At 63.8% G+C, this 21949-nt stretch carries 18 protein-coding genes; 7 read left to right on the top strand and 11 right to left on the bottom strand.

Annotation, left to right across the window (positions count from 1 at the left end):
* Positions 1–75: 75 nt before the first annotated feature.
* The 7 genes from hflX to AC3IYG_RS02675 all read right to left on the bottom strand — a co-directional run bounded on the left by hflX (position 76) and on the right by AC3IYG_RS02675 (position 8193).
* The gene (hflX, locus tag AC3IYG_RS02705) at positions 76–1377 is read right to left on the bottom strand and encodes a ribosome rescue GTPase HflX (protein ID WP_489312182.1); all 1302 of its coding nucleotides are present in this window, start codon (positions 1375–1377) and stop codon (positions 76–78) included.
* Between the two features lie 12 nt (positions 1378–1389).
* Positions 1390–1650, bottom strand: a complete 261-nt coding sequence (gene hfq, locus AC3IYG_RS02700) for an RNA chaperone Hfq (RefSeq protein ID WP_137818587.1) — start codon at positions 1648–1650, stop codon at positions 1390–1392.
* Positions 1651–1745: 95 nt separating this feature from the next.
* Positions 1746–2687 carry a tRNA (adenosine(37)-N6)-dimethylallyltransferase MiaA gene (gene miaA, locus AC3IYG_RS02695; RefSeq protein ID WP_489312181.1) on the bottom strand — a complete coding sequence of 314 codons (942 nt, stop codon included), beginning with the start codon at positions 2685–2687 and terminating at the stop codon, positions 1746–1748.
* A gap of 224 nt (positions 2688–2911) precedes the next feature.
* Positions 2912–4786, bottom strand: a complete 1875-nt coding sequence (mutL, locus tag AC3IYG_RS02690; protein ID WP_489313826.1) for a DNA mismatch repair endonuclease MutL — start codon at positions 4784–4786, stop codon at positions 2912–2914.
* Between the two features lie 17 nt (positions 4787–4803).
* A complete protein-coding gene (locus AC3IYG_RS02685; protein WP_489313825.1) occupies positions 4804–6231 on the bottom strand; it encodes an N-acetylmuramoyl-L-alanine amidase in 1428 nt (475 codons plus the stop codon).
* A 4-nt stretch (positions 6232–6235) separates the two neighbouring features.
* Positions 6236–6667 (bottom strand): tRNA (adenosine(37)-N6)-threonylcarbamoyltransferase complex ATPase subunit type 1 TsaE, encoded by a 432-nt coding sequence (gene tsaE, locus AC3IYG_RS02680; RefSeq protein ID WP_489313824.1) that lies wholly within the window; start codon positions 6665–6667, stop codon positions 6236–6238.
* A gap of 26 nt (positions 6668–6693) precedes the next feature.
* Positions 6694–8193, bottom strand: a complete 1500-nt coding sequence (locus tag AC3IYG_RS02675; RefSeq protein WP_489312180.1) for an NAD(P)H-hydrate dehydratase — start codon at positions 8191–8193, stop codon at positions 6694–6696.
* A 62-nt stretch (positions 8194–8255) separates the two neighbouring features.
* Here AC3IYG_RS02675 and queG point away from each other — a divergent pair, with 62 nt between their 5' ends.
* Complete coding sequence (queG, locus tag AC3IYG_RS02670) at positions 8256–9317, top strand: tRNA epoxyqueuosine(34) reductase QueG (RefSeq protein ID WP_489312179.1); 1062 nt, start codon at positions 8256–8258, stop codon at positions 9315–9317.
* A gap of 39 nt (positions 9318–9356) precedes the next feature.
* Here queG and orn read toward each other — a convergent pair whose 3' ends face one another.
* Entirely contained in the window at positions 9357–9899 is a 543-nt protein-coding gene (gene orn, locus AC3IYG_RS02665; RefSeq protein WP_489312178.1) for an oligoribonuclease, read from the bottom strand.
* Between the two features lie 179 nt (positions 9900–10078).
* Here orn and rsgA point away from each other — a divergent pair, with 179 nt between their 5' ends.
* Entirely contained in the window at positions 10079–11110 is a 1032-nt protein-coding gene (gene rsgA, locus AC3IYG_RS02660) for a small ribosomal subunit biogenesis GTPase RsgA (protein ID WP_489312177.1), read from the top strand.
* A 44-nt stretch (positions 11111–11154) separates the two neighbouring features.
* Here the strand turns inward: rsgA and motB are convergent, their stop codons facing one another.
* Positions 11155–12168 (bottom strand): flagellar motor protein MotB, encoded by a 1014-nt coding sequence (motB, locus tag AC3IYG_RS02655; protein WP_489312176.1) that lies wholly within the window; start codon positions 12166–12168, stop codon positions 11155–11157.
* Positions 12169–12171: 3 nt separating this feature from the next.
* Positions 12172–13023 carry a flagellar motor stator protein MotA gene (motA, locus tag AC3IYG_RS02650; protein WP_489312175.1) on the bottom strand — a complete coding sequence of 284 codons (852 nt, stop codon included), beginning with the start codon at positions 13021–13023 and terminating at the stop codon, positions 12172–12174.
* Positions 13024–13142: 119 nt separating this feature from the next.
* On the opposite strand from motA, the gene AC3IYG_RS02645 reads away from it, so the two are divergent.
* From AC3IYG_RS02645 to AC3IYG_RS02625, 5 genes are all read left to right on the top strand, one after another.
* A complete protein-coding gene (locus tag AC3IYG_RS02645) occupies positions 13143–14663 on the top strand; it encodes an HDOD domain-containing protein (protein WP_489312174.1) in 1521 nt (506 codons plus the stop codon).
* 45 nt (positions 14664–14708) lie between these two features.
* On the top strand, positions 14709–15524 hold the full coding sequence (rhdA, locus tag AC3IYG_RS02640) for a thiosulfate sulfurtransferase (protein WP_489312173.1): 816 nt from the start codon (positions 14709–14711) through the stop codon (positions 15522–15524).
* Positions 15525–15563: 39 nt separating this feature from the next.
* On the top strand, positions 15564–16421 hold the full coding sequence (gene asd, locus AC3IYG_RS02635) for an archaetidylserine decarboxylase (RefSeq protein ID WP_489312172.1): 858 nt from the start codon (positions 15564–15566) through the stop codon (positions 16419–16421).
* A gap of 265 nt (positions 16422–16686) precedes the next feature.
* A complete protein-coding gene (locus tag AC3IYG_RS02630; RefSeq protein WP_489312171.1) occupies positions 16687–18504 on the top strand; it encodes a molecular chaperone in 1818 nt (605 codons plus the stop codon).
* A gap of 63 nt (positions 18505–18567) precedes the next feature.
* Positions 18568–20637 (top strand): GGDEF/EAL domain-containing response regulator, encoded by a 2070-nt coding sequence (locus AC3IYG_RS02625; protein ID WP_489312170.1) that lies wholly within the window; start codon positions 18568–18570, stop codon positions 20635–20637.
* A gap of 65 nt (positions 20638–20702) precedes the next feature.
* Here AC3IYG_RS02625 and serB read toward each other — a convergent pair whose 3' ends face one another.
* The gene (serB, locus tag AC3IYG_RS02620; protein WP_489312169.1) at positions 20703–21917 is read right to left on the bottom strand and encodes a phosphoserine phosphatase SerB; all 1215 of its coding nucleotides are present in this window, start codon (positions 21915–21917) and stop codon (positions 20703–20705) included.
* Positions 21918–21949: the final 32 nt, after the last annotated feature.

The raw sequence follows: 21949 nt of genomic DNA, 5'->3' as shown, positions 1-21949 counted from the left end.
GCAAAGACGCACCCACGGCACGCCCGCCAATGCTACAGATGCCGGCCACCAGCAGCAAAGCCGCAGGTGCAGGCTTTATTGCAAAGTGTGTTGTTCAAGAAACTCTGACGGCTGCCAACCTTCGCGACTGATCAACCGATTCAGCTCAACCCGCGGCACGCGAATCGCCAGCAGGCTGCCACCCTCTTCGTCATGCCCTTCGCTCTGCACCACGCCCAAGGCGAAGAATTGCGCCCGCAACCGACCCAGCCGCTGCGGTAAACACAGGGTACCGACAAACAGATCATCGCCCAGCAGCTCGGCAACCGCCTGACGCAGCAAATCCAGCCCACGACCATCACGGGCCGACAGCCAGACACGCTGCGGCTTGCCTTCGGCATCCCGCTGAATCTGCGGCTCTACGCCTTCGAGCAAGTCCAGTTTGTTGTACACCTCGAGAATCGGCAGCTCCTGGGCACCGATCTCGGTGAGCACCACCATCACCTGCTCGATCTGCTGCATGCGCTCCGGCTCATGGGCGTCGATCACATGCAGCAACAGATCGGAGTTGCTCGACTCTTCCAGAGTAGCGCGAAATGCCTCGACCAATTTGTGCGGTAGATGGCGAATGAAGCCCACGGTATCCGCCAGCACCACCGGCCCCAGGTCATCCAGCTCCAGGCGCCGCAGCGTCGGATCGAGGGTGGCGAAGAGCTGGTCGGCGGCATACACCTCCGAGGCGGTCAGCGCATTGAACAGCGTAGACTTGCCGGCGTTGGTGTAGCCCACCAGGGAAACCGAGGGGATATCCGCACGCTTGCGCCCACGTCGCGCCTGCTCGCGCTGGCTGCGAACCTTTTCGAGTTTCTGCTTGATCTGCCGGATGCGCACACGCAGCAAGCGACGGTCGGTTTCCAACTGGGTTTCACCCGGGCCGCGCAGACCGATACCGCCTTTCTGCCGTTCCAAGTGGGTCCAGCCGCGCACCAGCCGCGTACTCATGTGATCCAGCTGGGCCAGCTCGACCTGCAGCTTGCCCTCATGGGTTCGCGCGCGCTGAGCGAAGATATCGAGAATCAGCCCGGTGCGATCCAGTACGCGACACTCGAACACGCGCTCGAGGTTACGCTCCTGACTGGGCGTGAGGACGTGATTGAAAATCACCAGATCGGCCTGTTCAGCCTTGACCAGGTCGTGCAACTCGCTGACCTTGCCACTGCCGATCAGGTACTTAGCGGTTGGCCGCTGACGCGGCACGCTAATGAACGCCACCGTATCCGCACCCGCCGAAAGCGCAAGCTCCTGAAACTCCTGCGGATCTTCGCGCGCCTCGGGATCCTGGCCGTCCAGATGAACCAGGATAGCCCGCTCACCTCCTTCATGACGCTCGAAGAACAAGGCAGACTCCTATCAGGCGTTGCCCGGCTCGGCTTCGGCTTGTTCGCCTTCAGTCGCGCTAGGCAGACGAACCGGACGGCTCGGCACTACAGTGGAAATGGCGTGTTTGTAGACCATTTGGCTGACAGTGTTCTTCAGCAAAATAACGAACTGGTCGAAGGACTCGATCTGGCCTTGCAGCTTGATGCCGTTAACCAGATAGATGGAAACCGGTACGCGTTCCTTACGCAGGGTATTGAGGTAAGGGTCTTGTAGCGAATGCCCTTTTGACATGTGCCGCACTCCTTTGTGGATCAATAGTTTTAGTAATGAGAAGTAAATGACTGATGCCGTCCCACCCCCAAGGATAGACGGCCACAAGCAAGGTCTCAGTTCAATATGGAGACCGATGCCAAGTATTTCAAGGCACGTGGCAGATTGTCGCAAGCCAGGCTGTCCAACCAGTGTAAATCAGGCCAGCTGCGCAACCAGGTGAACTGTCGCTTGGCCAACTGCCGCGTGGCAATGATGCCACGCTCGACCATTTCCGCCCGGCTCAGGTTGCCATCCAGGTAATCCCAGGCCTGGCGGTAACCCACCGAGCGAATCGACGGCAACCCCACGTGCAGGTCACCGCGACGACGCAAGGCTTCGACCTCTTCGATGAAACCCTGTTCCATCATCAGCCGAAATCTTTCGGCAATACGCCCGTGCAGCACCTGCCGCTGCGCCGGAGCGATCGCCAGATGCGCCACAGTATAAGGCAATTGCCCCTGGCCTGACGCCTCTGTACTGGAGTTTTGCCCGGCCTGACGCTGACGATGTGCAGTCATCGTCAATCCGCTGAGGCGAAAGACTTCCAGGGCACGGGTCAGGCGCTGCGGGTCATTCGGATGGATGCGCGCCGCCGACTCCGGGTCGACAGCCGCCAGCTCGCGATGCAACGCCTCCCAACCTTCGACCGCCGCGCGCGCTTCCAGCTCGGCACGCACCAGCGGGTCGGCTCCCGGCATATCCGCCAGGCCTTCCTGCAAGGCCTTGTAATAAAGCATGGTGCCGCCGACCAACAACGGAATCCGCCCCCGGGCCGTGATCTCGGCCATGGCTGCCAGGGCATCGCTGCGGAATTCGGCGGCCGAATAGCGCTCAGCCGGGTCGCGGATGTCGATCAGGTGATGGGGAAACTCCGCCAGCAGCTGCTTCGACGGCTTGGCCGTACCGATATCCATCCCTCGGTAGATCAACGCCGAGTCGACGCTGATCAGCTCGCAGGGCAAGACACGGCTCAGCTCAATGGCCAAATCGGTTTTGCCGGCCGCGGTCGGCCCCATCAGAAAAATCGCCGGAGGTAATCGTTCAGCTATCAAAATTGTTCTCTAAGCGTCGTGAGCGCCGGCCAGGCAAGAATCGGCGAGGAGGCGGAGTTTACAGCCAGCAAACGAGCATTACTCGTTTCACTCGCCCTTCGGGCCGTCCTGCGGACGCTCTCCCGCAAGCGGTCGTCCGAGCCGATTTTAATGCCGCATGGCCAGGCGCAACCGCTTAGGGAGCAATTTTAGCGACCCCGCAGGAACAGCTTATCGAGATCATCCATGCCCAGCTGCGTCCAGGTCGGGCGACCGTGGTTGCATTGACCACTGCGCTCGGTGTGCTCCATGTCGCGCAGCAGCGCGTTCATCTCCGGCAGGGTCAAACGCCGGTTGGCGCGCACCGCACCGTGACAGGCCATGGTGCCGAGCAGCTCATTGAGATGCGCCTGGATCCGGTCACTGGTGCCATATTCCATCAGGTCGGCCAATACGTCATGCACCAGGCGATTGGCTTCGGCCTGCTTGAGCAGGGCTGGAATCTGGCGGATCGCCAGGGTTTCCGGGCCTAGACGCTGCAACTCGAAGCCCAGCCGCTGGAACCAGGCGCCATGTTCTTCGGCGCAATCCGCTTCGCGCTGGCTGACGGCAATCGACTCGGGCACCAGCAAGGGCTGGCCACTCAGGCCTTCGCTGGCCATCGCGACCTTCAAGCGCTCGTAAGTGATGCGCTCATGGGCCGCGTGCATATCGACCAGCACCAGGCCCTGGAGGTTTTCCGCGAGGATATACACGCCTTTCAACTGGGCCAGGGCATAGCCGAGCGGCGGCACATCGCCCTGACTGTCCGGCAACGCCACAGCCGCCGCCCCCTGCAGCGGCGCGAAATACTCGCGATACGCACCCTGCACTTCCGCCACCGGCTGACCCTGGCCAGGCCGCGGGGCCGAATAACCGCCAATCGGCGCCCGCCAGCCCGGCTCGGCCACCGGCTGTTGCAGCAGATTAGCCGACAGGCTCATCTCGTTCTGCGGGCCGAACTCACCGGCGGCCTGGCCGGTCGGGCGCAACATGCCGGCAACGGTCGCCGGCGCCGCCAACTGATCTTCCGGGCGCACTTCGCCGAGGGCGCGGTGCAGGGTACCGTAGAGAAAGTCATGCACCATGCGCCCGTCGCGGAAACGCACCTCATGCTTGGTCGGGTGCACGTTGACGTCGACCACCGCCGGGTCGATCTCGAAAAACAGCACAAAAGTCGGATGGCGGCCATTGAACAACACATCGCGATAGGCCTGGCGCACCGCGTGGGCCACCAGTTTGTCGCGGACCATGCGGCCGTTTACGTAGAAATACTGCAGGTCCGCCTGGCTGCGCGAGAAGGTTGGCAAACCGACCCAGCCCCATAGCCGCAGGCCGTTGCGCTCGATTTCGATTGGCAGCGCCTGCTCCAGAAAAGCCGGGCCACAGACACTCGCCACCCGCCGCGCACGGCTGGCTTCATCCGGCGCCTCATGCAGCGCCAACACGGTTTTGCCGTTATGCCGCAGATGGAAAGCCACATCGAAACGCGCCAGAGCCAGGCGTTTGATGACTTCCTGCAAATGGTCGAATTCGGTTTTCTCGGCCTTGAGAAACTTGCGCCGTGCCGGGGTGTTGAAGAACAGGTCGCGCACTTCCACCGAGGTGCCGACCGGGTGCGCAGCCGGCTGCACCCGTGGCGCCATGTCGCGACCCTCGGTCTCAACCTGCCAGGCCTGGTCGGCATCGGCGGTACGCGAAGTCAGGGTCAGGCGCGCCACCGAGCTGATCGAAGCCAGCGCCTCGCCCCGGAAGCCCATGCTCATCACCCGCTCGAGATCTTCCAGCTCGCGGATCTTGCTGGTGGCATGCCGGGCCAGCGCCAGGGGCAGGTCGTCGGCGGCAATGCCGCCACCGTCATCACGCACGCGCAGCAACTTGCTGCCACCGAGCTCGACGTCCACATCGATGCGTTTCGCGCCGGAATCGAGGCTGTTCTCCAGTAATTCCTTGATCACCGAGGCGGGCCGCTCGACCACTTCACCGGCCGCGATCTGGTTCGCCAGCCGCGGGCTGAGCAGCTGGATACGCGCCTGCTCGCTCATCGAAGGCTCATGGCTGCTCACGGCTGCACCGCCAGCGCGGTCGACGGGATCTGCAGGTTCTGGCCAGCTTTGATGGCGTCGGACTTCAGCCCATTGGCACTGCGCAGCGCCGGCAGGCTGACCTGGTAGCGCTGAGCGATCAAGGCCAGGCTCTCACCGGAGCTGACCACATGCTCGCGCGGCCCGGGCGCAATCTTGCCCTCGTCGCGCAACCAGGCGATGTAGGTCCCTGGCGGCGGGTTCTGCCGGAAGAACTGGCGGATTCCGCTGTGGATCGAACGCGCCAGCGACTGCTGATGGCCGCCCGTCGCCAGCTTCATCGCCTCGTTCGGGTTGGAGATAAAGCCGGTTTCCACCAGGATCGACGGAATATCCGGCGATTTCAGCACCATGAACCCGGCCTGTTCGACTCGACGCTTGTGCAGCGGTGTAACCCGCCCCAGGTTGCTCAGAACCTTCTGCCCGACGTTCAGGCTGGAGGACAACGAAGCGGTCATCGACAGGTCGAGCAGCACGCCCGCTAGCATGCGGTCCTTGTCGTCCAGGCTGACGTTGCCGGCACCGCCGATCAGGTCGGAGCGGTTCTCGCTGTCGGCCAGCCAGCGCGCGGTCTCCGAGGTTGCCCCGCGATCGGACAAGGCGAACACCGAAGCGCCGAACGCCGAAGCCCGCGGCGCGGCATCGGCATGGATGGACACGAACAGGTCCGCGCCCTTCTTGCGGGCGATCTCGGTGCGCTTGCGCAGCGGGATGAAGTAATCGCCGCTGCGCACCAGCTCGGCACGAAAGCCCTTGTCCGAGTTGATCTGCCGCTGCAGCTCCTTGGCGATGGCCAACACCACGTCTTTCTCGCGCGCACCTTTCGGCCCGAGCGCGCCGGGGTCTTCGCCACCGTGGCCGGCGTCGATGGCGATCACGATTTCACGCTTGCCACTGGGCAATGGCGTCAGCTTTGGCGCCGCCTGGGTCGGCGAAACCGGCACCGCGGGCGCCGTGGCAACGGTAGCCGAAGGCAGATTGGGCGAGCTGTCGGCGCCCTGATCGAACAGGTCGATCACCAGGCGGTCGCCGTATTGCTGATTGGGCGCCAGGCTGAAGCTTTTCGGCGTCACCGCCGCCGAGAGATCGATGACGATGCGCAGGTCGGTCGGCGTGCGCTGTGCGGAACGCACGCTGGTGATCGGGGTATTGGCGATGGACAGTTGCTCAAGCTTGGTCGCCAGCTGCGCGCCATTCACATCGATGACGATGCGGTTCGGGGCGGTCAGGGTGAAAACGCTGTGTTGCACCGGCCCGGACAGGTCAAACACCAGCCGCGTGTTGTCCGGCGCCCGCCATAGCCGCACCCCGCGGATATCCGCAGCGGCAAAAACGTCGGCGGCCAACGCCACAAGCAACACACCCACCCCGGTAACCAGCGCGCGCATGCGCATACCCAACCCCACTCTCTTATTCATGTCCTATGGCCAAGGCGGCACACCAGGCTTCGCCACGCACGTTGTGTGGCAGCAAGCGCAGCAAACGGCCGTCTTCTTGCGGGGTAATGGTAATGGTCAGGTCAGCCTTTGGCAAAACGCCAGCTCCACGCTGCGGCCATTCGATCAGGCAAAGCGCATCGCCCTCGAAATAATCACGGATGCCGAGAAACTCCAACTCCTCTGGATCGGCCAGCCGGTACAGGTCGAAGTGAAAAGCCCGCACAGCACCCAGCTCGTAGGGCTCGACCAGAGTAAAGGTCGGGCTTTTGACCGCACCGACATGCCCCAGACCGCGAATGATCCCACGCGACAGGGTGGTTTTACCGGCCCCCAGATCGCCATGCAGATAAATAATCCCGCGACCGCCGGTCGCCTGGGCGATGCGCGCGCCGAGAGCCAGCATCTGGGCTTCGCCCACGGCATGGATGGTTAGTTCAGGCAAGGCGACTGTTCCTCTAATAACTGACGGATGACTGCGATCAAGTCGCTGGCGGCCAACCCACGCCCTTGCGCCCCGAGCCGCTCGCCGGCCGTGGCGTGCAGCCAGACCGCCAGGCTTGCGGCCTCGAACGCGGGCAAGCCCTGGGCCAGCAAGGCCCCGACCAGCCCGGCCAGAACGTCGCCCAGGCCAGCGCCAGCCATGGCCGGATGACCACGGTCGCACAGACTCAGGCGGCCGTTCGCAGCGGCGATCAGGCTGCCGGCACCCTTGAGCACGATGACGGCTGAATATTTTTGCGCCAGCGCCCGCGCGGCGGTGGGGCGATCGGCCTGCACCTCGGCAGTCGAAATACCCAACAAACGCGCCGCCTCGCCTGGATGCGGGGTGATCACGCTACCGGAGGGCAGACTCAGCCCTCCATTCGCCAACAGGTTCAACCCATCGGCATCCCAGACCTGTGGCCGCGCGCAACTCGCCGCCACCGACAACAGGCTGCGGCCCCAGGCGCCCAGCCCCAAGCCAGGGCCGACCACCAACACCTGGGCGCGCTCGGCCAGGCCGAGCAACTGGTTGGCTGAAGCCACCGCCACACTCATCAACTCCGGCCGCCGCGCCAGTGCGGCGACCACATGCTCGGCCCGCGTCGCCAGCGTCACCAGCCCGGCACCGCTGCGCAACGCGCTTTCGGCCGCCAGCAAGGCCGCGCCACCCAGCCCGTGATCGCCGCCGACCACCAGCAGGTGACCGAACTGGCCCTTGTGCGCCGTAGGCTGGCGCGCCGCCAGTCGCGGCAGATTGCTCATGGCCAGGCGCTGCGCCTGGGCGGGTGTCTGCGCGACGATCTGCGGGTCCGCCTGCAAGTCATCGAACACCAGTTCGCCAACCAAGGCCGGCCCATCGCCGGTGAACAGGCCGATCTTCAAACCGATAAAACTCACCGTCAGCGCCGCGCGCACCGCCACTCCTAGCATTCGGCCGGTGTCGGCGCAGAGCCCCGAGGGCAGGTCCAGCGCCAGCACCGGCAAGCCACTGGCATTCAGCAGACGGATCACCTGGGCATAGGGCTCACGCACCATGCCGCTCAGGCCGGTGCCGAGCAGACCATCGACCAGCACGCCGGTCAGCTCGGCGCACTCGCTCCACGGTTGTAGTGGCACGCCGGCCTGGCGCGCCTCGTCGCGGGCCAACGCCGCATCACCCAGCAACTGCGCCGGGTCGCCAACCGCCAGCAGTTGCACGCGCCAGCCGGCCCGCAGAGCCAAGGCCGCCAGCAGATAGGCATCGCCGGCATTATTGCCACGCCCGGCCAGCACCGTCACCGCCTCGGCCGCCGGCCAACGGCGGCGCAACGCCCGCCAGGCCGCATGGGCGGCACGCTGCATCAGCTCGAATCCGGGCGTACCGGCGGCGATCAGGCGCGCATCGAGATCCCGCACCTGGGCGGCGCTGTATAAAACAGTCGGAAAAGCGTCGTAAGAATGCGGCATGCGTCGATCAGCTCAGATGTCTGGCAGAATTATACCCACCTCCGCCCCGGTTGCCTGTTCGCATGTCCACATCCCCGCTCGATCTTGCCGCGCTCGCCCAGTCGATCAAAGACTGGGGCCGTGAGCTGGGCTTTCAACAGGTCGGCATTGCCGGGCTGGAACTGGGCGAGCACGAAGCGCACTTGGAACGCTGGCTGGCGGCCGGCTACCAGGGCGAGATGGATTACATGGCCGCCCACGGCAGCAAACGCTCGCACCCTGAACAGCTGGTGCCCGGCACCTTGCGGGTGGTTTCACTGCGCATGGACTACCTGCCCGGCGACACGCTGATGGTGCAGCGCCTGGGCCAGGCGGAAACCGCCTACGTGTCGCGCTACGCCCTGGGCCGCGATTACCACAAGCTGATCCGCAAACGCCTGCAACAACTGGCCGAACGAATTCAGCAGGTGATCGGCCCGTTTGGCTACCGGGCCTTCGTCGACAGTGCCCCGGTACTGGAAAAGGCCATCGCCGAACAAGCGGGGCTGGGCTGGATCGGCAAGAACACCCTGGTACTGAATCGCAAGGCCGGCAGCTATTTCTTTCTCGGCGAGCTGTTCGTCGACCTGCCGCTGCCGGTCGACCCGGCCCACGGCAGCGAACATTGCGGGCGCTGCACGGCCTGCCTGGATATCTGCCCGACTGCCGCCTTTGTCAGCCCTTACGTGCTGGATGCGCGGCGCTGCATCTCCTACCTGACCATCGAACTGAAGGGGCCGATCCCATCGGAGCTGCGCCCGCTGATCGGCAACCGGGTGTTCGGCTGCGACGACTGCCAGATCGTCTGCCCCTGGAACCGCTTCGCCCGTCCGACCAGCCAGGGCGACTTCCAGCCCCGGCACAACCTGGACAACGCCGAGCTGGCTGAACTGTTCCGCTGGAGCGAGGAGGAGTTTCTCAGCCGCACCGAAGGCTCGCCACTGCGGCGCGCCGGCTATGAGCGCTGGCTGCGCAACCTGGCCGTCGGCCTGGGCAATGCGCCGTCGAGCATTCCGGTACTGGAAGCCCTGGAAGCACGTCGTACGCACCCCTCGGCGCTGGTGCGCGAGCATGTCGAGTGGGCCCTGAGCCGGCACGGCCGCTAGGCGCGAACGACCGGCGGCAGCCGCCCGCAGCACAGGCCCTCAGACCTTGATGAAGTGTTCGCGGTAGTGCCTGAGCTCGGCGATGGACTCACGGATATCGTCCAGCGCCAAATGGGTGCCCTTCTTCTGGAAGCTGTCGCGCACCTGTGGCGCCCAGCGCGAGGCCAGCTCCTTGAGGGTCGAGACATCCAGGTAGCGGTAGTGGAAATAGGCTTCCAGGTTCGGCATGTAGCGATAGAGAAAGCGCCGATCCTGGCCGATGCTGTTGCCGCAGATCGGCGACTTGCCCTTGGGCACCCACTGCTCGAGAAAGGCGATGGTCTGGGCTTCCGCTTCCTGCACGCCGATCTTGCTCTCGCGCACGCGCTGGGTCAGGCCGCTTTCGCCGTGGGTACGGGTGCACCAGTCATCCATCCGGGCAAGCACCTCATCGCTCTGGTGCACGGCGATCACCGGCCCTTCCGCCAGGATGTTGAGGTCACTGTCGGTGACGATGGTGGCCATTTCGATGATCACATCGGTATCCGGGTCCAGACCGGTCATTTCCAGGTCGATCCAGATCAAACTCTGCGGGTTTTGCATAATCGGCTCCTCGGCTTAGCTGCGCAGTTTAGCCTAGGGCGTGGCGTCTCGCGGAACGAGTTGTTCCCGCCAGCGAGCGGCAACGGCAAACTTGAGCCAGCAGCCGGCGTGCTAAACTCGCCGCCGACTGACCGAGCACATCGCGTTATCTATTCGCTGTTTTATTTATCGGAAACCCCATGGCCAAACGCCAGCTCAACCGTCGCCAAAACTGGCGCATCGAGAAGATTCAAGGTGAGCGTGCCGCGCGCGCCGCCAAGCGCGAGTCGCAATCGCTGGATGCCCTGGAAGGCGGCGAACTCGGCCCCGAGCAGATCGGCCTGGTAATCGCCCACTTCGGCGTGCAGGTCGAGGTTGAAGCTCAGGATGGCGAGTTGGCCGGCCAGGTCTTCCGCTGCCACCTGCGCGCCAACCTGCCCACGCTGGTCACCGGCGACCAGGTGGTCTGGCGTGCCGGCAACCAAGGCATCGGCGTGATAGTCGCGCAGCTGCCGCGCAACACCGAGCTATGCCGCCCGGACAGCCGTGGCCAATTGAAGCCGGTGGCGGCCAACGTCGACCTGATCGTCATCGTCTTCGCCCCGCTGCCCGAGCCGCACGCCAATCTGATCGACCGCTACCTGGTCGCCGCCGAGCATGCCGGCATACGCCCCTTGCTGCTGTTGAACAAAGCCGACCTGATCGACGATAAGAACGCCGTGGCGCTGAATGCGCTGCTTGGTGTCTATCGCCAGCTGGGTTATCCGCTGCTGGAAGTTTCCGCCCACGAAGGCGATGGCATGCAACAGCTGCAAGCGCAACTGGACGGGCATGTCAGCGTGTTCGTCGGTCAGTCCGGCGTCGGCAAGTCATCGTTGGTCAACAGCCTGCTGCCGGAAGTCGACACCCGCGTCGGTCCGCTTTCGGAACTGACCGGCAAAGGCACGCATACCACCACCACCGCGCGCCTGTTCCACTTCCCGGGCGGCGGCGAGCTGATCGACTCACCCGGCATCCGCGAGTTCGGCCTGGTACACGTCAGCCGGGATGATGTCGAGGCCGGCTTCATCGAGTTCCACGACCTGATCGGCCACTGTCGCTTCCGCGACTGCAAGCATGATCGTGAGCCAGGCTGCGCGCTGCTGCAGGCACTGGAAGAGGGCCGCATCCAGCCGCAGCGGATGGCCAGTTACCGGCACATCCTCGCCAGTTTGCCGGAGAATGGATACTGAAACGAAAAGGCCGCGATTGAACGCGGCCTTTGGTTTTCAGCGCCTCACTCCTGCGGTTCGTCGAACTTGAGCGCACCGTCCTCGAAGATATTCAGCTTCTCGCGCAGCTCCGGCGCCTGTACGGGCACGCCTTCTTCGACCGAGCCGCCGGGTGCGGGCTGGCCATCGACTGGCGCGGCTGCCTCAGGCGTGGCGTCCTGCTCACCTTCGATGGCGCGCTGGGCTTTCTTGGTCAGGACGATGATATCGATCCGCCGATTGACCGGGTTGAGCGGGTCCTGGCGATCGAACAGCGCTGAGGAGGCATAGCCGACCACCCGCGCCACTTGCTCATCCGGGTAGCTGCCGGCAACCAGGGTGCGCCGCGCCGCGTTGGCGCGCTCGGCCGAAAGCTCCCAGTTGCCATAATCGCCGCGACCGATAAAGGGTTTGGCATCGGTATGGCCACTGACGCTGATCTTGTTCGGCACCGCCTTGATGGTGTCGGCCATGGCCAGCAGGATGTCTTCGAAATAGGGTTGCAGGTGCGCGCTGCCGCTGTCGAACATCGGCCGGTTGGTCGCATCCATGATCTGGATGCGCAGGCCGTCCTGGGTGATCTCGAACAGGATCTGATCCTTGAAACGCTGCAGCTGCGGGTTTTCATTGACCTTGTTCTGCAACTCCTGCAGCAACAACTCGAGGCGCTCGCGCTCGATCTGCTCGGCCAGCGTCTCGGCCTGCGCCGGATCGACCGGTTCGACCTCGGCCTTGGTCTCATCGACCGTTTGGGTATCCTTGACGTCCGGATTGAGAGTGTCGTCCGGCGCCGGGGTCGGCGTGCCACCAAGGTCGATGACATAGGGGCTAGCGCTTTCGGTAAAACCGATGGGATCCTGGAAATAGCCGGAGATGGCCTTCTTCTGTTCCGGTGTGGCCGAGGACATCAGCCAGAGCACCAGGAAGAACGCCATCATGGCCACGGCGAAGTCGGCGAAAGCGATCTTCCAGGCGCCGCCATGGTGCCCCGCGGCGTAGCGCTTGACGCGCTTGACGATGATTGGCTGATTGTTATCCATGACTCAGCGACCGCGAATCGCTTGCTCCAGCTCGCTGAAACTCGGCCGGTGCGCGTGGTACAACACCTTGCGGCCGAACTCTACCGCCAATGACGGTGGCATGCCCGAGGCCGAAGCCACCAGGCAGGCCTTGATCGCTTCGAACACGTTCAACTCTTCCTTGGCATCGTGCTCCAGGCAGGTTGCCAGGGGCCCGAAGAAGCCATATGCAGCAAGAATGCCGAGAAAGGTCCCGACCAGCGCCGCGCCCACGTGCTGACCGAGAGCCGACTGCTCGACCTGACCGAGCAAGGCCATGGTCACCACGATGCCGAGTACCGCGGCGACGATACCGAAGCCCGGCAGACCATCGGCGATCCGCGTTACCGCATGAGAGGGATGATCCAGTTCTTCCTTGAGGCTGACCAGTTCCATGTCGAACAGGCCCTCCAGCTCATGCGGCGCCATATTGCCGGAGGACATGATGCGCAGGTAATCGCAGACGTAGGCGGTCATCCGCTCGTCCTTCAGCACCGCCGGATACTTGCTGAAAATGGTGCTGGCGCTGGGGTCTTCGACATCCGCCTCGATGGCCATCATCCCTTCGCGGCGGCTCTTGTTGAGAATCTCGTAGAGCATGCCCAGCACTTCCAGATAGAAGGTGTGGGTGAAGCGCGAACTGAACATCTTCAGCGACTTCTTCAGCACGTGCATGGTCATGCTGCCAGGGTTCGCCTGCAGAAAGGCACCCAAGGCTGCGCCGCCAATAATCATCACCTCGAAAGGCTGGATCAGGGCGCCGATTTTGCCATGGGAGAGAACATATCCGCCCAGCACAGCAGCGAACACAACGATGATGCCAATGATTTTTGCCATAGAAAGGTACTTGCACAGCCAAGATTAAGAGTTATTAAAAACAACCCTTCTAATTATCGGAACTTATACGCCAGACTATAGCCAGTTAAGGCTAAAAGCCACAATCTGGCTAAACCAACATGCCGACCTCACACCCCTTACCACGCAGCCTCAAAGCCTGGCTCAAGCAGCTCGACGGCGTGCGCCTGCCGATTCTCCCCGCCAACCATGAGCGGGTGCGCCGCGCCCTGGCCAGCAGTAGCAGCTCGCTGCGCGAAGTCGCCAGGCTGATCCAGGACAGCCCGGCCATCGCCCTGATGGTGCTGCGTGAAGCCAACCGCAGCAGCAACAGCCTCAGCGAACCGGCGGACAGCCTGGAGATCGCCCTGACGCGCCTGGGCCTGCAACGCACCGAAGCGCTATTGAACAGTCAGCCCTTGAGCACCGTACAGGACATGCCGCGCGCCCTGCGCCAGCTGCAACTGATCAGCCAGCACGCGGCACAACAGGCCAACGGCCTGTTCGCCAGCCGCCTGGCGCGACTCTGGCAAGAAATCCACTGGGGCAGCCTGCTGTTCCTGGCGCCGCTGTGGCCATTGGCCGCCGCCCACCCCGAACTGATCGAAGCCTGGGAACAGCGCGTGCTGGGCAAGGGCGAGTCGGCCAGCAAGGTCGAACAGGAGCTGTTCGGCGTACCGCTGCTCAGCCTGTGCCTGGCCCTGGCCGAACAGTGGCGATTGCCGGAGTGGATACTGCAGGGTTACCGTTTGCTCGCAAGCGAGCGGCGCCTGCTGGTCAAAGCGCTGCATATCGCCCGCGATAACGAATTGCCACTGCAGCAACAGCAGTTGCTCGACGCCGACAACTCGCTGCGCCGCTGGTTGACCCAGCCGGCCAACACCATCCTGCTGGCCAACGCCCTGGCGCTCGCGGCACATCAGGCCTGGGACAGCCCGCACAGCCTGCGCTGGCAGCGCCTGACCGGCCTCTACCTGCAGCTGCCGCTGGCCGAATTGCAGCAACTGAGCCATCAACAGGCCGTGCTCAGCGCGCACCAGCATGCCGACACCGGCCTCTGGCATCCGGCCGAAGCCTTGCTCTGGCCCTGGTCCGCCCGCCACCTGCAGCCGGCGGTTGCGACCGCGGCCGCCAAGGGCGAAGCGCCGAGCGCCTGGCAGCAGCACTGCCGCGAATTGCTGCGCGAGCCCAGCCCGTTCGCCAACCTCATGCAACTGACCAGTTGCGCCCGCGACGCACTCCAGGCCTGCGGTCTGAGCCGAGCCTTGCTGCTGCTCGCCGACCGCACGCACACACGCCTGCTCGCCCAGCAGGCCGTCGGGCTGCCCAAGGAGGCCAGCAGCCTGACCCTTGATCCGAACCAGAGCCAGGTATTGCGCCGCCTGCTCGCGCAACCGGGCCAGCTGCGCCTGACCCCAGCCAATATCGCGCAATTCTCGACCCTGCTGCCGGGCACCCTGAAAGCCCTGTTCCCCAGCGAACACCTGCTGCTGCGCTCCCTGACGAGCAATGGCCGGGTGGTGATGCTGCTGCTCGCCGACCAGCAGGGCGCGCCCCTCGCCGACGCCCGCGTGCAGGCCTTTGGTAAAACCGCGCAATGTATTGAGCGGGCGCTGGCCAGCTTTGCCAAACGCGGACGCTGACCTTTCCGCTACAATTCGCCCCTTTCCTTGATTCGGAGGCCTTTCATGTCTGCCTTCTCTAGTTTGCCCCTGGTCATCGAGCCCGCCGACCTGGCTGCCCGCCTATCGGCCCCGGAGCTGATCCTGGTCGACCTGACCAGCGCAGCGCGCTACGCCGAAGGGCATATCCCCGGCGCACGCTTCGTCGACCCGAAACGCACGCAACTGGGCCAACCGCCCGCCCCTGGCCTGCTGCCGGCGCTGACGCAACTGCAAGCCCTGTTCGGCGAACTGGGCCATAACCCGGACGCGCACTATGTCGTCTACGACGATGAAGGCGGTGGTTGGGCCGGACGCTTCATCTGGCTGCTCGACGTAATCGGCCATCGCCATTATCACTACCTCAATGGCGGCCTGCTGGCCTGGCTCGATGAGGCCCGCGAGCTGGCGCAGGACAGCCCGGCCAGTGCCGGCGGCCCGGTCGCGCTGACGCTGCATGACGAGCCGAGCGCGACCCGCGAATACCTGCAAAGCCGCTTGGGCGCCGCCGACCTGGCCATCTGGGATGCTCGCGCACCGGGCGAGTACCGTGGTGAAAAAGCCCTTGCCGCCAAAGCCGGGCATATCCCCGGCGCGGTCAACTTCGAATGGACTGCCGGCATGGACCCGGCGCGCGCCTTGCGCATCCGCGAAGACCTGCCGACGATTCTCGAAAGCCTGGGGATCAGCAAGGACAAGGAAATCATCACCCACTGCCAGACTCACCACCGCTCGGGCTTCACCTACCTGGCGGCCAAGGCCCTCGGCTATCCGCGGGTCAAAGCCTATGCCGGCTCATGGGGCGAATGGGGCAACCACCCGGACACGCCCGTCGAGGTGTAAGCCTCTTCCCTCGATGGTTTTCTATTTCTAAGGACATTCATGAAACAGCGTTTATTCATCCTCAGCCAGTACCTGCTGCCACATCACCTGCTGTCGCGCCTGATCGGTTACGCAGCCGAATGCCGTGCCGCCTGGCTCAAGAACCGCCTGATCACTTGGTTCGTCCAGCACTACCAAGTGAACATGAGCGAAGCCCAGGTCGAAGACCCAACCGCCTACGAGCACTTCAACGCATTCTTCACCCGCGCCCTGAAAGATGGCGCGCGGCCGCTGGATGAAACCCCCGGAGCCATCCTCTGCCCGGCAGACGGCGCCGTCAGCCAGCTCGGTCCGATCGAGCACGGGCGCCTGTTCCAGGCCAAGGGTCACAGCTTCAGCGCGGTCGAACTGCTCGGCGGTGATACTCAGCGGGCGGCGCCATTCATGGGTGGCGAGTTCGCCACTATCTACCTTTCACCGAAGGACTATCACCGCGTACACATGCCGCTGGCCGGCACCCTCACCGAGATGGTGTACGTGCCGGGCCGGCTGTTCTCGGTCAACCAGACCACCGCCGAAAATGTTCCCGAACTCTTTGCCCGCAACGAGCGCCTGGTATGCCTGTTCGACACCGAGCGCGGCCCCATGGCCGTCGTCCTGGTTGGCGCGATGATCGTTGCCGCGATTGAAACGGTCTGGGCCGGCCAGGTCTCACCGCCCAAGCGCGAACTGAAAACCACCCGCTACGATGTGGCCGCGCGCGGGCCTGTCGAACTGGCGAAAGGCGCTGAACTCGGGCGCTTCAAGCTGGGCTCCACCGCCATCGTGCTGTTCGGCCCGAACCAGGCGAAGTGGGCGCCTGAGCTGGCTGCCGGCAGCGCGGTGCGCATGGGCCAACGCATGGGCAGCGGGCAATAACCACGACGACCTCGACGCACCGAGCAGGTCAGCCTGGGCGGTGAGCCAGGCGCCGGGTTGAACATCTCGACACCCCCCGTGGTCCTAGACAGTATCGACACAGGTGCGCTTATTACTGCCCACCCTGAGCAACAGCCTGCAACCCACCCAGTGATGGGCTGCGGGCGCCGCAAGATGCTGCTAGAGTGCGGAAAAACCCAACTTCGTTAACGACTCGCCGCACCCTGCTTCATTGGAGTATCCAGCCACATGGATAACGAGCTACATGGATAAACAGAGCCCTCACCTGCTGTTACGTGTTCCGACGCCCAATCAGCAGAAACTGTCGTTCTGTGATTCCAGCCCTCGCGACCTGAAACGCTGGATATCCGGTCTGCCAAAAGCCAACCTCGGAGAAACTGCGCGCCAGCTCTATCAGAGCCTGGTCGAACTCAACCAGTTGGTGACCCCGGCGGAGAATCGCCTGCAGCTTCTGGAGTTGCTGCGCGCGGAAGTCTATTTCGTCTGCAAGCACCTTGAACGGCACTTCCTCAACCAGGCGATCGTGCTCGATGAGCGCCCACGCAAAGTCGCCAACCTCTGCCAGGCGCTACAAAACCATCTGGCCGCCGGCTACAAGCTGATCATTGCCCAGGAGGCGCCGCGCCAGAGCCGCGAGCGCGCCCAACTGCAACTGCTCACGGTCGCCTTGCAGCGCGCCGCGCACAGCCTTTGCGGCCCGCTGATTCGTGCCAGCCAACTGTATTGCCCGGTTCCGGAAGGCTTGTGGCTGGAGCTGCACAAGCTTTATCAGATCGCCCGCGAGCGCAACGTTCAAGCCGCTGTGGTACGCGACCACATGGCGCTCCACACCAAGGGCCTGAGTGTCGAGCAAACCTACCTGATCGCCTTGCTGCTCGGCTGCGCCCGCTGTAATCAGATGCGCCAAAGCGGCATTGCACGCTTGGCGGAGATCCTCGAATCCTGGAGCGCGCTGGTCAATCTGCAAACGGCCGACGAGCCCGGCAGCCTGTTCGCCATCCCGGCGCAAGTCGATGGCCCGCCGCGCTACAAATCGCTGTTCCAGGAAGCGGAACTGCACAACCTGCTGGGCATCGATCCGCAGCCGCTGGTCGATGCCATCAAGGAATACCTGCTGTTACCGCCGGAAAGCCGCAGCGTCTCGCGTCTGCTGGTGCCCGAAGGCATGAGCATCGACCTGCTGCAGCACCTGAGTTCGGCTTGGGGCGATATTGCCGAGCGCACGTTCCAACGCAGCAATGGCCAGGGCAACCTGACCCTGTGCCTGGGCATGAGCGCCGTGCATTACTTCATCGCCGGGCAAAAACCCTTCAACGAAGTGCTCAAACGCCCGGAAGAAAGACACGCCGCCGTGTTCAAGCCGGCGAACAGCGACGCCCCGGACATTTGGCGCAATGCTTTCGATGCACTACCGACCACCGAGTGGGAAAAGGGCGTACCGCACGAAGAAATCCAATACCAGCGCCCATCGATCGAGGGGCAGGAAGAGCCGAACAGCAGCGCCGGCGAGAACTTTCCCACCTTCGAGTTGGCGATCGTCAACCATAGCCCGGGTGGCTATTGCCTGAGCTGGCCGAAAGAAGTCCCCAGCCAACTCCAGGCCGGCGAACTGCTGGGCGTGCAGGACGCCCCCGGACAGAGCTGGAGCGTCGCCCTGGTGCGCTGGATCCGCCAGGTACGCGGCGGCGGCACACAGATGGGCATTGAGCTGATCGCCCCACACGCACAACCCTGCGGCCTGCAACTGCTGCGCAAAGCGGAGCAGAACAGCCAGTACCTGCGTGCCCTGCTGCTTCCGGAAATCAGCGCCATCTCTCGCCCCGCTACCCTGATCACCCCCCGCCTGCCCTTCCAGGAAGGCAACAAAGTGCAGATCAACCTGAACGGTGAAGAACGCCGCGCAGTCTTGAGTCGCCGACAAACCAGCACCGGCAGCTTCAACCAATTCGAATACCGCACGGTCGAAAAAACCCCGAGCGAACAAGGGAAGCCCGTCACAGCCAAGACAAACCAGAGCAATGGTGGCGAGGAAGACTTTGACTCACTCTGGAAGTCGCTGTAGATTGCCGGCACACCACCTTTTGTCGTCTTTTCGCGCCCGTTCGGCGCCGTCTAAGCACACGTCATGGCCATCGAAAAGAAAACCATAAGGCTGCTGATTCTCGAGGACTCGCAGAACGAGGCCGAACGTCTCGTCAGCCTGTTCCGCAATGCCGGTCGCGCCACCCGCGTGCATCGTCTGACGTCAAGCGACGACCTCGCCACGGCCCTGCAACAGAGCTGGGACCTGCTGATCGCCGCGCCCAGCAGCGAAAACCTTGAACCCAGCGAAGCCATCAGCGCGATCCGCCGCCAGGCCAAAGATATTCCGCTGATCCAGCTGATCGACGGCAACGACTCCGACGACATCACCCAGGCCCTGGCGCTTGGTGCCCAGGATGCCTTGCCGCAAGGCGAGGACGAGCGCCTGATCCTGGTGGCCAACCGCGAGCTGGCCAACCTGGAAGAACGCCGCGCCCGCCGTGCAGCCGAAGTGGCCCTGCGCGAAACCGAGAAACGCTGCCAGCTACTGCTCGACAGCTCGGTCGACGCCATCACCTACGTGCATGAAGGCATGCACATCTATGCCAACCGCGCCTACCTGAAGCTCTTCGACTACGAAGACGCCGACGAGCTGGAAGGCATGCCGATGATCGACCTGATCGCCAACTGCGACCAGGCCAGCTTCAAAGACTTCCTGAAGAACTACCAGAGCGCCGAAGGCAACGCCGAGCTGGCGTGCAGCGGCATCAAAGCCGACGGCCAGAGCTTCCAGGCACGCATGAGCTTCTCGCCGGCGACCTATGACAGCGAACCCTGCATCCAGGTGGTGATCCGCGCGGAAAGCGGCAATGCCGAGCTGGAAGAAAAGCTGCGCGAGATCAGCAGCCAGGACCTGGTCACCGGGCTCTACAACCGCAGCCACTTCCTCGAACTGATGGACGCCGCCGTCGAGCGCGCCGTGAATGCCGGGCAACCGGCCAGCCTGGCCTACATCCGCGTCGACCGTTACACCAACCTGCTGGCCGAAACCGGCCTGGCCGGCATCGATCTGCTGCTGACCGACCTGGCCAACCTGCTGCGCGCCCACTTTGCCGGCGAAGCACAGCTGGCACGCTTTGGCGACGACGTGTTCGCCGTACTGCAACCCGGGCAAACGCCCGAGCAGTCGCAGTCGGCCTTGGCCGAGCTGCTGAAGAAAGTCGAGAGCCACATGTTCGACGTCAGCGGCCGAACCGTGCAGACCAGCCTGTCGATTGGCATTGCCGGGCTCAACGAAAAGACCCCGAAAGCCCAGGAAATCATCGACCGCGCCCACCGCTGCGCCGACGAACTCGGCGAAGGCAACGCCCTCAAGCTGTTCAACCCGGCGCAGGAGCTGGCCGCTGCCGCCAGCCGTGGCAATATCGTCGCCATGGTCCAGCAGGCGCTGGAGAAGAACAGCTTCCGCCTGCTGTTCCAGCCGATCATCAGCCTGCGCGGCGACAGCAACGAACACTACGAAGTGCTGCTGCGCCTGCTCAGCCCGCAAGGCGTCGAAGTACCACCGAGTGAGTTCCTGAGCGCCGCCAAGGATGCCGGGCTCGCCGAGAAGATCGATCGCTGGGTGATACTCAACTCCATCAAACTGCTCGCCGACCACCGCTCCAAAGGCCACAACACCTGCCTGTTCGTGCACCTGTCGAGCATCAGCCTGCAGGATCAGACGCTACTGCCCTGGCTCAGCGTGGCACTCAAGGCCGCCCGTCTGCCTTCCGATGCCCTGGCCTTCCAGATCAATGAACCGGACGCCATTGCCTACCTGAAACAGGCCAAGGCACTGACCCAGGGCCTGGCCGAATTGCACTGCAAAGTGGTGCTGAGCCAGTTCGGCTGCTCGCTCAACCCCTTCAATACCTTGAAGCACCTGAGCGTCGACTTCGTGAAGGTCGATGGCTCCTTCTCCCAGGACCTGTCCAAGGCGGAGAGCCAGGAAGCGCTGAAAACCTTGCTGAGCAGCCTGCACGCCCAGGCCAAGCTGACCATAGTGCCCTTCGTCGAGAGCGCCAGCGTGCTGGCCACCCTCTGGCAAGCCGGGGTCAACTACATCCAGGGCTATTACCTGCAGGGCCCCAGCCAGTCGATGGATTACGACTTCTCCGCCGGCGACGAGTAACGCACGGCAGCCTACGCCGCCCATGAAAAAGCCGCCCGAGGGCGGCTTTTTCATGGGCGGCGCACTCAATCCTGGCCATCGCGGTCGCGGTAGCCCAACAGGTACAGCACCCCATCCAGCCCAAGGGTCGAGATCGCCTGCTTGGCCGACTGCTTGACCAACGGCTTGGCACGGAACGCCACGCCCAGCCCGGCTATCGCCAACATTGGCAGGTCGTTGGCGCCATCGCCGACCGCGATGGTCTGCTCCAGGCGCAAACCTTCCTGCTGCGCCAACTCCCGGAGTAGATCCGCCTTGCGTTGGGCATCGACAATCGGCTCGATCGCTACGCCGGTGAGCACGCCATCGACGACCTGCAACTCATTGGCGAAGACGTAGTCGATACCCAACTTGGCCTGCAACTGCTTGGCGAAATAGCTGAAGCCACCCGACAGGATGGCGGTCTTGTAACCCAGCCGTTTGAGCTCGGCGAACAGCGTTTGCGCGCCCTCGGTCAACCGCAGCGAGGCGCCGATGGCCGCCAGCTCTGACTCGGGCAAGCCCTTGAGCAGCGCCAGTCGCTCCTTGAAGCTGGCACGGAAATCCAGCTCGCCGCGCATCGCACGCTCGGTGATGTCCGCGACCTGCTCACCGACACCCGCCACCTTGGCCAGCTCATCGATGACCTCGGCCTCGATCAGCGTGGAGTCCATATCGAACACCGCCAGGCGGCGGTTGCGACGGAACACCGAGTCCTGCTGGAAGGCGATATCGACATTCAACTCCTGCGCCACACTGAGGAACTCGGCACGCAGCGCCAGCGGATCGGCCGGCTCGCCACGCACGGAGAACTCGATGCAGCCCTTGCTCTGATCGACCGGGGTATCCAGCGGCATGCGCCCGGACAAGCGATCGATATGGTCGATATTCAGGCCGTACTTCGCCGTGATCGAACTGACCCGCTGCAACTGCTCGGCGGTGACCTTGCGCGTCAGCAGGGTGACAATATGCCGCGGCTTGCCCTGGCCACCGACCCATTGCTGGTAGTCGTCCTCGGAAACCGGGGTGAACCGCACCTGCTGATCGAGTTTATAGGCCGTGAACAGCACATCCTTGAGCACAGTCGAGGCTTGTTCTGCGCCCGGGATTTCGACCAGAATGCCGAACGACAGGGTGTCGTGAATCACCGCTTGGCCGATGTCGAGGATATTCACCCCACCCTGCGCCAGCACACCCGTGATGGCGGCGGTCAGGCCCGGACGGTCTTCACCAGTGATATTGATCAGGACGATTTCACGCAAGGCGCAGCTCCTGGGGTCTGTTGCCCATGAAA

The organism is Pseudomonas sp. KH_027 (genome assembly GCF_057838565.1).
This window is presented reverse-complemented; position numbering and strand designations above follow the sequence as displayed.

Coding starts and splice junctions, on each gene's coding strand:
- hfq (WP_137818587.1), bottom strand. CDS start 1,650: ATGTCAAAAGGGCATTCGCTACAAGACCCTTACCTCAATACCCTGCGT.
- miaA (WP_489312181.1), bottom strand. CDS start 2,687: ATGGGGCCGACCGCGGCCGGCAAAACCGATTTGGCCATTGAGCTGAGC.
- mutL (WP_489313826.1), bottom strand. CDS start 4,786: ATGAGCGAGCAGGCGCGTATCCAGCTGCTCAGCCCGCGGCTGGCGAAC.
- tsaE (WP_489313824.1), bottom strand. CDS start 6,667: ATGCTGGCTCTCGGCGCGCGCATCGCCCAGGCGACCGGCGGTCGCGGG.
- AC3IYG_RS02675 (WP_489312180.1), bottom strand. CDS start 8,193: ATGCCGCATTCTTACGACGCTTTTCCGACTGTTTTATACAGCGCCGCC.
- queG (WP_489312179.1), top strand. CDS start 8,256: ATGTCCACATCCCCGCTCGATCTTGCCGCGCTCGCCCAGTCGATCAAA.
- orn (WP_489312178.1), bottom strand. CDS start 9,899: ATGCAAAACCCGCAGAGTTTGATCTGGATCGACCTGGAAATGACCGGT.
- rsgA (WP_489312177.1), top strand. CDS start 10,079: ATGGCCAAACGCCAGCTCAACCGTCGCCAAAACTGGCGCATCGAGAAG.
- motB (WP_489312176.1), bottom strand. CDS start 12,168: ATGGATAACAATCAGCCAATCATCGTCAAGCGCGTCAAGCGCTACGCC.
- motA (WP_489312175.1), bottom strand. CDS start 13,023: ATGGCAAAAATCATTGGCATCATCGTTGTGTTCGCTGCTGTGCTGGGC.
- AC3IYG_RS02645 (WP_489312174.1), top strand. CDS start 13,143: ATGCCGACCTCACACCCCTTACCACGCAGCCTCAAAGCCTGGCTCAAG.
- rhdA (WP_489312173.1), top strand. CDS start 14,709: ATGTCTGCCTTCTCTAGTTTGCCCCTGGTCATCGAGCCCGCCGACCTG.
- asd (WP_489312172.1), top strand. CDS start 15,564: ATGAAACAGCGTTTATTCATCCTCAGCCAGTACCTGCTGCCACATCAC.
- AC3IYG_RS02630 (WP_489312171.1), top strand. CDS start 16,687: ATGGATAAACAGAGCCCTCACCTGCTGTTACGTGTTCCGACGCCCAAT.
- AC3IYG_RS02625 (WP_489312170.1), top strand. CDS start 18,568: ATGGCCATCGAAAAGAAAACCATAAGGCTGCTGATTCTCGAGGACTCG.